The sequence below is a fragment of the Bacteroides faecium genome, from assembly GCF_012113595.1.
In the GTDB taxonomy this organism is placed as follows: domain Bacteria; phylum Bacteroidota; class Bacteroidia; order Bacteroidales; family Bacteroidaceae; genus Bacteroides; species Bacteroides faecium.
Window position 1 is genome coordinate 1,123,197 of sequence record NZ_CP050831.1, and the last position, 12,089, is coordinate 1,135,285.

At 41.9% G+C, this 12,089-nt stretch carries 10 protein-coding genes; 2 read left to right on the forward strand and 8 right to left on the reverse strand.

Translation table 11 applies throughout. The features are described 5' to 3' along the window. Positions 1-27 precede the first annotated feature (27 nt). On the forward strand, positions 28-1,971 hold the full coding sequence (locus tag BacF7301_RS04115; RefSeq protein WP_167960483.1) for an RNA/DNA-binding domain-containing protein: 1,944 nt from the start codon (positions 28-30) through the stop codon (positions 1,969-1,971). 6 nt (positions 1,972-1,977) lie between these two features. Then, positions 1,978-2,979: a tRNA dihydrouridine synthase DusB gene (dusB, locus tag BacF7301_RS04120; RefSeq protein ID WP_167960485.1), complete on the forward strand. Its 1,002-nt coding sequence runs from the start codon at positions 1,978-1,980 to the stop codon at positions 2,977-2,979. A gap of 614 nt (positions 2,980-3,593) precedes the next feature. Here the strand turns inward: dusB and BacF7301_RS04125 are convergent. The 8 genes from BacF7301_RS04125 to BacF7301_RS04160 form a co-directional block, all read right to left on the reverse strand. Next, the gene (locus tag BacF7301_RS04125) at positions 3,594-3,998 is read right to left on the reverse strand and encodes an anti-sigma factor family protein (protein WP_167960487.1); all 405 of its coding nucleotides are present in this window, start codon (positions 3,996-3,998) and stop codon (positions 3,594-3,596) included. A gap of 3 nt (positions 3,999-4,001) precedes the next feature. Then, the gene (locus tag BacF7301_RS04130) at positions 4,002-5,195 is read right to left on the reverse strand and encodes an RNA polymerase sigma factor (RefSeq protein WP_167960489.1); all 1,194 of its coding nucleotides are present in this window, start codon (positions 5,193-5,195) and stop codon (positions 4,002-4,004) included. Next, a complete protein-coding gene (locus BacF7301_RS04135) occupies positions 5,192-6,718 on the reverse strand; it encodes a hypothetical protein (protein ID WP_167960491.1) in 1,527 nt (508 codons plus the stop codon). The genes BacF7301_RS04130 and BacF7301_RS04135 overlap by 4 nt, the downstream gene beginning before the upstream one ends. Positions 6,719-6,769: 51 nt before the next feature. After that, the gene (locus BacF7301_RS04140; protein WP_167960493.1) at positions 6,770-7,330 is read right to left on the reverse strand and encodes a L,D-transpeptidase; all 561 of its coding nucleotides are present in this window, start codon (positions 7,328-7,330) and stop codon (positions 6,770-6,772) included. Then, complete coding sequence (locus tag BacF7301_RS04145) at positions 7,251-9,191, reverse strand: SH3 domain-containing protein (protein WP_167960495.1); 1,941 nt, start codon at positions 9,189-9,191, stop codon at positions 7,251-7,253. Before BacF7301_RS04145 ends, BacF7301_RS04140 begins: the two co-directional genes overlap by 80 nt. A gap of 50 nt (positions 9,192-9,241) precedes the next feature. Further along, entirely contained in the window at positions 9,242-9,952 is a 711-nt protein-coding gene (locus BacF7301_RS04150; RefSeq protein WP_167960497.1) for a hypothetical protein, read from the reverse strand. Between the two features lie 103 nt (positions 9,953-10,055). Next, positions 10,056-10,709, reverse strand: coding sequence for a hypothetical protein (locus tag BacF7301_RS04155; RefSeq protein ID WP_167960499.1), 654 nt, complete (start codon positions 10,707-10,709; stop codon positions 10,056-10,058). A 62-nt stretch (positions 10,710-10,771) separates the two neighbouring features. Continuing rightward, positions 10,772-12,064: a BatD family protein gene (locus BacF7301_RS04160; protein WP_167960501.1), complete on the reverse strand. Its 1,293-nt coding sequence runs from the start codon at positions 12,062-12,064 to the stop codon at positions 10,772-10,774. Positions 12,065-12,089: the final 25 nt, after the last annotated feature.

Below are 12,089 nucleotides of genomic sequence, written 5' to 3' on the forward strand. Positions count from 1 at the left end.
TTGCAGAGAATAAAGCAGAAAGAAGAAATGGATAACAAGAAACCTATTATACTCAGTAATCGGGAAGAGTGGAATTTCACGGATTACATAGATTCTTTGATACAAAAAGAAGAAGATGTGGACTTGGAATTCAAGATTGCCAAAGACGGTCTTCCCAATAGTTTATGGGATACCTATTCTTCTTTCGCCAATACCGATGGGGGAGTTATCGTACTGGGAGTAAAAGAGCATAAGCAACAATTCACCATTGAAGGACTTACTAAAGAGCAAATCAGCCAATATAAGAAAGACTTCTGGAATCAGATAAACAATCCGGATTGCGTTAATGAAAACTTACTCTCTGACGATGACCTATACGAGGGCTGCTACAAAAATAAGGAACTACTTCTTATCTACATCCCCCGTGCCAATCGTGTACAACGCCCTATATACAGGACAAGGAACCCTTTTGGCGGACACACGTTCAAACGAAATCATGAAGGAGATTATAAGTGTACAGACGCAGAAGTCAGGCGTATGATTGCCGATTCAGATGAAAGTCATCCACGTGACTCACGGATTTTGTCGAATTACTCCATGGATGATATCGACAAAGAGACATTGACCCAATACAGGCAACTCTTCGCCAACCTGAAGCCTTCCCACCCCTGGCTTAACTTAAATGATCTGGAATTTCTTACCAAACTGGAAGCCTATCGCAAGGACCGACAGGCTAAAGAAGAGGGATTCACTTTGGCTGGTATCCTGATGTTCGGCAAAACAGAAAGTATCACCGATCCGGAATGTGCGCCTAATTATTTTCCTGATTATAGGGAACATCTAAACGAAAACTCCGACATCCGATGGACGGATAGAATCTGTCCGGACGGAACTTGGGAAGCCAACCTCTTTCAGTTTTATCGCAGGGTTCACCCCAAGCTGACAGCAATGCTGCCCAAGCCTTTCTTTATAAAAAATGGAATACGTATTGATGAGACGCCTACGCACATTGCTGTGCGCGAAGCATTTATCAATACACTTATCCATTGCGACTTTTCGGAAGAAGGAAATATTGTAATCGAACAATGGGTGGATAAATATCGCTTCAAAAATCCAGGGACAATGCTAGTCAGTAAGGCACAATATTATCTGGGTGGAGACAGCGTATGCCGCAACAAAGCTTTGCAGAAAATGTTTATGTTAATTGGTTTCTCCGAGAAAGCAGGAAGCGGTGTGAACAAGATTATAAAAGGCTGGAGAGAAGCTAACTGGCAGAAACCATATATTGAGGAGTTCAGCCGACCGGACAAGGTGGAACTGACTTTACCTATGACAAGTCTGTTGCCAGACGATACAGTAATTAAACTAAAGGAATTGTTTGATGGAAAGATTGAGAGCTTATCCCAAGATGAATTGACAGCTTTAGTAACTTGTTATAGTGAAAGCGGGATTAATAATACTCAACTGCAGTACGTTATTCCCCAGCATCGTTCGGATATTACAAAGATGCTGAAGAAGCTATGTAATAAGGGATTCCTGATTTCAGAAGGAAATGGCAGAGGAACAAAATACCATATAAATGAACCGGAAGAAAAGATTGGAAGCTTGGAAGATTATATGGAGAGTTCGAGGAATAATATGGAGAGTTCGAGAAGTAATATGGAGAGTTCCGAGGAAAAGGTTGGAAGTCCAAAGAATAATATGGAGAGTTCGAGGAGTAATATGGAGAGTTCTGAGGAAAAGATTGAGAGCTTAAAGCAAAGTAAACAAAGAATGAGTTTTGAAGAATTGCAAGCACTTATTATTTCAATATCGCAAGACTATATTGGCATTGATGAAATAGCCGCTAAAGTCCACAAAACTCTCAAATATCTTATTAATTTTATTATTCCTAAAATGCTCCAGAATGGTACAATCGAAAGGCTCTATCCTGGAATACCTAATCATCCGAAACAAAAATATAAAGCAACCAACAAAAATCCCAATAAATAAAATTACATGAAGATTAGAAATATAGACCTCGGCGAACACCCTATCCTGCTCGCTCCCATGGAAGACGTGACCGACCCGGCTTTCCGCCTGATGTGCAAAAAGTTTGGAGCGGACATGGTATATACTGAATTTATATCGAGTGACGCACTGATACGTGCCGTCAGCAAGACGGCACAGAAGCTAAGTATCAGTGATGAAGAACGACCTGTCGCCATCCAAATATACGGAAAGGATACGGAAACAATGGTGGAAGCTGCCAAAATCGTGGAACAGGCACAACCCGATATTCTGGATATTAATTTCGGGTGTCCGGTGAAAAGAGTTGCCGGAAAGGGTGCAGGAGCAGGAATGTTACAGAATATCCCTAAAATGCTGGAGATTACCCGCGCCGTAGTGGATGCGGTAAAAATCCCCGTAACGGTTAAAACCCGTTTGGGATGGGATGCCAACAATAAAATTATCGTAGAACTGGCGGAACAATTGCAGGACTGTGGCATTGCCGCACTGACCATACACGGTCGTACCCGCGCACAAATGTACACCGGAGAAGCGGACTGGACGCTGATAGGAGAAGTGAAGAACAATCCGAGGATGCATATTCCGATTATCGGCAACGGAGATGTGACCACACCTCAACGCTGCAAGGAGTGTTTCGACCGTTATGGGGTGGATGCCGTCATGATAGGTCGCGCCAGCTTCGGACGTCCGTGGATTTTCAAAGAGATGAAACATTATCTGGAGACAGGCGAAGAGCTGCCACCACTTAGTTTTGAATGGTGCATGGAAGTACTTCGTCAGGAAGTGATTGACAGTGTGAATCTGCTCGACGAACGCAGGGGGATTCTGCACGTGCGCCGTCATTTGGCAGCAAGCCCGTTATTCAAGGGAATCCCTAATTTCCGGGACACCCGCATCACTATGCTACGGGCTGAAACCAAAGAAGAGCTTTTCCGGATTTTTGAAACGATTTCCGAAAGGATGAATTCTTCGGCTACAGCAGATAATTAAGTGCATACACAGATAAGTTGTGTTTAGAGGTTCACCGATTTCACCAGTAGTTTAAAGGCTATGAATGAAACGTTTATGGTGAACTCTGGAAGAAGAATTATGGTAAACCAGTCCTTCACCTCCTTCACCGCTATCGGCTGTTGTTGCATATATATGCCCTGTATGCTGGACATATAGATCCACCGTACTGGGCATATAGATCCAACATGCTGGGTATATAGATCCAACATGCTGGGTATATAGATGCTGCACCTCAAGTATTAACGACTGACGTCTCAAGTGTTAACAGCTGACACCTCAAGTATTAATGGCTGACACCTCAAGTGTTAATACCTGACAAACGGTTTGCTGTTATCCTATTTTGTTTTGCTCATAGCATATTTCTTTTAGCTATAAGCATATCTGTTTTAGCTATAAGCTAATTCTTTTTTGCTCATGGCAGATTTGAAAAGTGAAAGCGATGAAAAGCAATTCCCACTATAATCGCCCTTCGCTTTCACCCGTAATATTCTTATCTATAACCATTTATGACAAATGATGAAATCGGTGAACCCCACTTGAAATCACATGGATAAGTTCCACTTGAAAAGCCCCGAAAGTGGTTCAATCACCTCCTACTCCTCCTCTACAAATATCTGTATAGTATCTCCGGCTATTGAATCCTGCGGAGCAACACTATCCATTCCATTACGCAGAACGGGCGGTTTTACATTCACATCATGAACACCGCCCGGCGTGAGTTCACCACTTCCATTATCAGCAGTCCGATGATACCAATATGCTCCGCCTCCTACTATCAGGCAAGTGATTGAAGCCGCCATTATCCAACCTCTGAACGAGATTGTACGCCGCTCTTTCTCGCCCATAGAACGAACCATCTGACGAAAACGCGCCAACTCTTCACGACACGCTTCGCAGTGCAACAAATGCAACTGAAATTCAGCTTCTTCTTCTCTGCTCATCCGGTTCTGCACATACAGCCAGGCATCCGAACGCTTGTATTTACATTTCTTCTCCATCTTTTACTCCTCCTCTTCCCTGGCAAAAGGCACTTGTCCCTTCCGTTTATACGTCACAATCAGTTCTGCCATTCTTTTCTTCAGGTACTCCTTTCCACGACTCACCAGTTTCCTCAAGTTAGCCAAACACTTTCCATTGGCTCCGCCATACAATATCCGAGCTATTTCCTCATACTTCTTATTCTCGACATACAGCATCGTCATCACCTGCACCGTCTCCTGCATCCCCTCCACCAACGCTTCATACACGTCTCCGCGACCATAGTCCAGCACATCAGCCAACGCACAGCAAACGTCATATTCATTCTCCTCATTCATCTCCAACAAATAAGCGAACCGTCCGTCTATCCTATCCGTCTCCGTCATCTCCACATACTGGAATTCCTGCCACCGCGTATCTTCTTCCTCCAAGAGCACCTCTTCCTGCTTCCTTTCTTCCGCCCGCACCCATTCGCGAAACTTGTTCCGTCCCGTCATTTGCAAAGAATTGAGCAAATGACCGGCCGACGCTATCTGCTCCAACTTCCCTTTCTCCATCTGCTCCTGAACCGAAAGCACCGTCTCCATACTCACTTCCTCCACTGTCCCCTCATCTTCCGCTCTTTTCTTTTCCGTCACGAGAAAACGGACAAAACGGCGAATCAACCGCCACATCTCTTCCCAAAACTCACTATCCTTTGCCGTCAAACGTTCGTACAACAAGGCGTATTTCAACGGAAACATCGTATGCATCCTGCCGACACAGGCTTCCTCCAACTGCCCGGGCGTCGCATACAACGTCCCACTGCAACATATCTCCGAATACAACTCCGCATAGAGAGCCGACGACAACTTGAAAGCAACCGTTCTCCCTTCCTCCAGCCTCAACTCATCATCAACCGTCTCCTCTGTCTGCTTCCTCCGAAGACGAGACAACACATTCTGCGACAGTCTCTTTACCATTCGGAACATGCAAGGCTTTTCAGCCTTCCGACAGAAAAACTTAGCAAACCCTTTCCGGGAATACCAATCGTGCAACAACTGTTTTTTACGCTCCACAAACTCTTCCAGCGAACAGTCTTCCGGTAGAAACTCGCTATACCCGGAAAGCAACTCTTGTATAGCAGTATGCCGGTCTGAAACGAATCCGCTTTTTTCAAGCTCATACCGCTCACATTCCTTCGTTATTATTTCTTCTATCAGTAGCTTGTCTGTCATAATCTTATCACTTTGGGGCGTTTATTCTTGCAGGAAGGTATCACGCGCCCGACTTCGGCATTCATATAAGTAGGATCGCACACGATATACTTCTTTCCTTTCAACTGCACATAGGCTCCTTTTATCTCTTCTCCCGTAGCTGCCTGATCCATGCAAACAGCAGCAGCCGCGTGTCCGGGATAATCGAGTAACACCGTCTCATACCCGAAAAGCCGGTTGACAAGACAGGCAAAGAGAATAGAGCGGTCCTCGCAATCACAAGCCGGATAATAAAAGTTTTCTTCGACGAAGAACGGCTTCTCATATCCGAACTGTTCACTGTCCGTCTGATAACGAAATCCTTGCTGCACCCACGAGAGTAGCCGGTTAAGTGCCTCCATACGGGGTTTCTCCCGCAACTGTGCAGAAAGCGAATGAACCAACTGTTCCCCCAACCGTTTATCAGGCACAGCACGGGCATACACAGCTAATTCGCACGACAGGTATTCTTGATAGAAACGTATCTTATTTACATTTACCTCTCCTTTCACCTCCAGTCCGGCAGCCTTTATACAAAACGGTTTCGGCTGCACCGGCAGCAGCAGTTCTTTATCAATCATCAATGAAAGATAAGGTTTTAGAATCAGCCTGTCCGGCAACTTATACGTATATATGCTCGAATATCCTTTCAGGTTTTTCTTCGAGATAACATAATATTGTTTTCCGTCCACCGTCAGATAAGGCCGGCCATACACCTCTTCCCGAACCGGCAGCAATAAGACAAGAAAACGGTCTACCCTTGCCAGCCGAACATCATATCCGGACTGCACCAGTAAGAAATGTTGAAACACTGTCCGGCAATCCTCGCTTTGCAGTGTGGAAAGTCGGGCAGCCACTTTTTCCGCCAACAGAAAATAAGCCCAATCATTCATCTGTATCTCCTTTTTATAGCGAATCATATCTGCCAATAAAATGGAGAAACGGCTATCGGCAATGTCTTTCCACAGATTTCCCACCGAACGTTCGGCAACCGTAGAGAGGTGGAACGAACGTTGCTGATAATGCAGCCGTAGCTCTGCACCAAAATAATCACAACGGAAGGAAGCGGTCGCAGCCTCCACCGATACATTTTTGAGGAGAGCGGCAAGATGACGTTCTACTTCTTTTTCTTTCTTTTCCTCCAGCTTTTCAGCCTGCCGGTCAGCCTGTCCGCTATCCGTCGGGATACCTTTCTGCATCTCCGCATTTACCAATGCCATCTCCCGCTCGTTCTTCTCTTCTTGAAAAAGAACGGGAGAAAGCGGTTTCGGAAATTCATCCGGACTCTTCCCCTGAAATAAGCGGTATTCTTGCCATGCCTTGCTCAAGAAACTGATATATTCGGTATTGATTTCCTTCCGGAAATCGTCATACTCGTTCTGCAATTCTTTCCGGAAGTCCGCGAATTCGTCCTCTTCGGATGAGTTGTTATTTTGGGCAACCAACTCCATCGAAAAGCAATTAAGCAGAAATAGATATATCAACGTCCGACAATACTTTTTCATTTCATTCTGATTTATAAATTGATGAATCATATTCCAACCATATATTCTTTATTATTTGGATATACAATTCGCCTTTTCATCTTCTGCTGCCGGAGTAATGACTACCGTCATCGGCGGATAAATAAGACTGGCCAGTCGGTTCAGGTCTTCATTGTTCATACGGATACAACCTTCCGAATCCCGTGTGCCGATACTTTCGGGAAGATGCGTGCCGTGTATCCCGATACCTTTATGGCCGGGAACAGCCAGACGGATAAAGTAGTCTCCATACGCTCCGCTGATTTCACCTTTTCCATCCTTGAAATCATGTTTCCAATCGGCAGATTTTTGAATATCGGCTACTTGGAACACTCCTTCGGGCGTACGCATATCGCCTGCTTTTTCTTTATCTCCTGTATTCTTCCCGGTTGCCACCGGAGCACTGAATAGTTCGTTCCCTTTATAGTCAATCAGCCTCAGCTTCATTTCTTGTTTGGAGATAAGGATAAAGCGGGCATTGTCTATTTTACCCAATTCTTGATGATGACGGACTTCAAGCCAACCAATAAGCCCTGCTGCACCGACTATCAATAATAGAATTGCTCCCCAATAATTGTTCTTCTTCATCATCATCCGGGTAAATATTAATATATTTATTATCATCAAAAATCACCCTGATGTTCTTATATCGAGTGACTATATTCTTTATATATCCCGTCTGAGGAACGCCAACACTAAACCTAAATTTAGGCTTCTCTGTTACGTCATCAAATGAATAACATACCAATACGCGATTGCCCGTTTCATTATTACTAATAATAAACACAAAATCTGTATATTTACTATATTTATCATAAAGACGGGGATAGAAAACGGTATTCGGTTTCTGATTGGCAAATCTTGTGTATAGTTGCCAGCCATTCGGCCCGCTTTGCAAATAATTACTCTTAAGGTAGTCAAGTATTGCTAATCGACATTTGGACGATTCGACGCACTCTTTAGCCTCATTATTTCCCCATACTCCGTTCAGCAGAGCAAAGCTCAATGAATCGAGTAAATAGGGCGTAGCCATCACGCCTTCCTGCCCGTCAACTTTGACTTCCGCCCAATCACCAAGCTTATTGTAGGTAATCACTTCCGTTCCATAGGGTATTTTCCCAAGAACATTATATTCTACGCCTGCCATTCTCGAAGAACGTAGAAACACGTTATTAGCCAGCACGTATGTACGTGGCGCATCTCTGTCTTTTGTATAAGGAACATACCAGAGAAAATATGCCAATGCCCCTCCAACGGCTATCAATACGCCTGCAAGAATGGAACATAATACAACCTTGTTGTTATTGGACGAGTGAGCTGCCAAAGGGATTGTTTCCTCATGCGTAGTTGCCGTTGTAGCCGGACTTGTTATTCTCGGATTTTCCTGCTTCCATTCTTTTTTGAATACAGCAAACGAGTCATCTTCCGCCTTAGCTGAAGCAGGCGGATAATCATCCTTTTTTTCTCTGATTGTCCCAGAAACAGTTGCAGACGGCTGATAAGCTTTGTATTTATCATCTTCCGCTTCTACGGCCGGAGTAATGGAAGCAGCAGCAGATTCGGAAGGTCTAATAGATTGTTCAGCAGGCGAAGGAGCAGAAGCCCTTTCGATTACTACTCTTTTGGCAGCCCTGACCAGGCGTTCGTTATAATCTTCTTTATGCTGCAAAATAGCTTTGAGCTCTTCATCAGTACGTTCTCTCACCTTATTCAAGTATTCCTCTGCTTCTGATGAAGTCGTCCTAGGTTGGGAAGATTGCAACTTGGACTCTCCCGGTGAAACAGCCATTACAATTCCCCCATAAAGCAAAAAGAAGAAATGGCTGAGACCAACAGATGCAAAAAGTCCCCATGCAATGCAACCTTCAGGATGGCGCAACCAAAGATCTGTATCTACGCTACCGCCTAAGACAAAAGCTACCCCAATACTCACAACGAACCATATAACTACCGTGAGAAAATAAGTTTGATGCTCCTTATAATGAACCCCGATGGCTGTCCAGGCAGAAAACTGCATAACCAGACCAACTATCAGAGAAAGCACAGCACCCGCACCTATATTCAAACCACCGAGATTTCCTAATTTTCCAGTTTCTTCAAGACTTCCATACAGCAATATCATTCCTACAAGAACCGGTATCCATGCTGTATAGTATGACAACCAAGGCAAGCGCTTGAAATACTGTACTATCGGATTGGCTATGCATAATATAGGAACCAAATAAAGAAAAGCCAGATAATTAGTACCGGGCATATAATTTCCAAAAGTATTCAACTGACTAATCCCGTCAAAAAACGAATATGAAGTACCGAATGACACTCCGAATGTATTCCTCCCGCCCAACTGGACTGTTACCCAAGGCAGAAACAAGCATATCAACAATATTACCGAACCTATCATCTCAACAAGTGACGATGTCGATTTATCCTGCAAATTGACTTTTGTATCTTCCATATCTATATAAAAAATAATTAGTTTTTATTTCATTTGGAATAGTGAAAATGTTAATAAGGCAGTTTATTACTTTCATATCCTTTCAAAGCAACGGCAAAAGTTGCCACCCAACAGGCTTTACAAATCAGCAGAACAGTATCAAGATATATAAATAATGATAATATACAGTAAACTAGCGATACAACCATAGTTACCGCACCTGCAACACTAAAGACTTTGTTCACCTTCTTTACTGATACGAAAACCGGAATCAGCAAAACATAAGACAACATCCATGGTATAGACCGGAACAATCCTCCAACAGACCAACCATTATCATAAAAGTTATTGAATAATACCATATAAAGCAAAGGATACCTGGCTAGACCTTCCTCATGCCAATACATTTCTGTATTTGACACAATTTCTTGCCCATTGTAAATCCATCCTATATAAGCATACAACGCATTATAAAAAAGCGTAACGAAAGCCGCATAACACCAAACGACAAGAGCTATGTTGCATAACATCTTGTTGGCAATACCTGATTTAATTTTCTGTAGAAATAGCGCAAATGAAATATAAAATAGTCCATTCAGCAACATAAGTAATGTACTTGAAAGAGGACATAGACTTATCGTTTTTGAACCAATATATTCTTCCTCATAACCAAATCTGGCAAAACTGGCATTCTGAAAAATGCCGGTATATGACAAGCTAAGAAATATGAATAGAGCAATACTGCTACATAGAGCAATTATTATAATATTTTTGAGTGTCATAGTTTTATCTCCTGTTTAAATTATTATCCTATTTTGAAATAGTAAACAATATCTCTGGTTCCCGTAATCTTAATTCTGTATTTTCCATGTGCATATAGAAGATTTAATGGTTTCGGGAATGTACAAAGTATGAACAGGTTGCAACAAGTAGTGCATAAATTAAGAACGGGGCATGGAGAAATCCCAAAACACACAATACACCCTGCAATGAATTGAATTTGTCCAATATAACACAACTAACAATGCACCAAACTAACGCAACAGCAAGATATATCCAATGCTTTTTATAGTTCCAACCAAGATTAGTCCATACATATATCATAAACAGTAAACTAATGATGCCTGTCAATATCAGACCAATGCCCATCCTAATATTACTAATATCCCCCAACCTATCAGATTCAAAATAGTAGTATGCAGAAATCACCGCAAAAGCCGAAGCAACTGCTGTATAAAAAGAAAGCCATGGAATACGAACAATGTATTGTGTAACAATATTAATCAGGCATAATACCGGAAAAAGAAACAACAAATAGCCGTAGTTGAAAACGTCCCATCCAGTTTGTTCATTAATAGACACATACACCCAATTGAACATATCTGTTATTAACGCTCTATTAATTAAAGAAAACGACACACTATTCATTCCTTCAAAAGTGATTGACGCCCAAGGTAAAAATATGCACAACAACAATAACAGCGAACCGACTATTTCTATAATAGACGCCTTGCCGAGTTTCTTCCATCTTACATCCATATCCGACTATTTATTAAGTTTATATTATCATATTCATTAGAAACCAATAAAACCAAGTGACATTATTTCGAGGTGACTTTAATCGTCACAGTATTCGATGTATATGTCTTTCCCTTGGATTCGACAATCGCACTGGAAATAGTAAAGTTTCCTGTTTTCTCCGCTTGCAAAACAAACGTATAGGTAATGGAAGACTTAGATGTCACCGCCCCTTTTATGACTTCAGTTGATGTTGATGTTGATTTACTTGGCCCCATTAATACATTAAAGTTATTTAATGATGGAGCTTTAAAGTTATCTACATTACCGATTCCTATTGTATAATTAAGGCGAAATTGCTCTCCCGCAACGACAGTACTGGGGGCGCTAGCTACAAAATCACCATTATTGGGAATCTTAGGATTTCCCTTTCCAAAAAATGCATCGATAGGGTCGTTTGTAGTAGTTGGAGTACTTGCATCCTCATAATAAGTTATACTCCTGGTTTCTGTATATCTCTTGTATGTAGTCAAGTTACTAACGATTCTTTCTGTCCAATTACCTTTTGCGTCATGCTTAAGATATATGTATACGGTTTTACTCTTATTCCCATCAAGGTCTATTTCCTCCTTGGAGATCTGCTCTCCCTGAGCATTATAAGTGTAAAGGTTCGTACCGAAACTTCCTTGATATTCTATCAAATTATCATTGTCATCATAATTTGTAATGCTTTTCATACTTATATTAGAAAAATTATTTTGCGCCATATTGCTACGTTCTCTTCCTTTATTGTCGTACTCAGTCACAATTTGGTCAAGCTCTTCCCTTAAAATATGTCTCGTCCATCCATTTGACAGGTAAGATATAGAAGTTGTATAATATAAGTTATTTGATGGAAGAAGTATTCGCTCAATCTTGATAAGTCTCTTTTGAGAATCGTAAGTATTCTTCAATTTACAAACAGTTCCAGTTCTTGATGTCTCCTGCCTTGCATTACCGTTCATATCATACAGGAAAGTTTTACTATTGATACATTTCGCACCATCCATCATCTGTTCTTTAATCATTTGTCCACGAACATTGTAGGTGTAAATATACACAGTGTTACCCCATGAGTTTTCTTTTACCAAATGTCCTGCCTTATCATACGTATATGTACTGCCCTCTAGCTTCCCATTTTTCAAAAAACCCATGAACTGAAGATAACCTTCCGGTGTAAACTTCAAAATATGCCCTGTAGTATCATTCACAACCTGCTTCACATTCCCTTTCAACTGATAATCTTTCTTTGTTTTAATTTCAACCCTTGTAGGTTGTGCCAGCAAAGTTGCATTACATACAAATAGTATGCTGGCTAAAATGCCAATTGTCCTCATAATCATATTTGCTTTACTTAGTAAT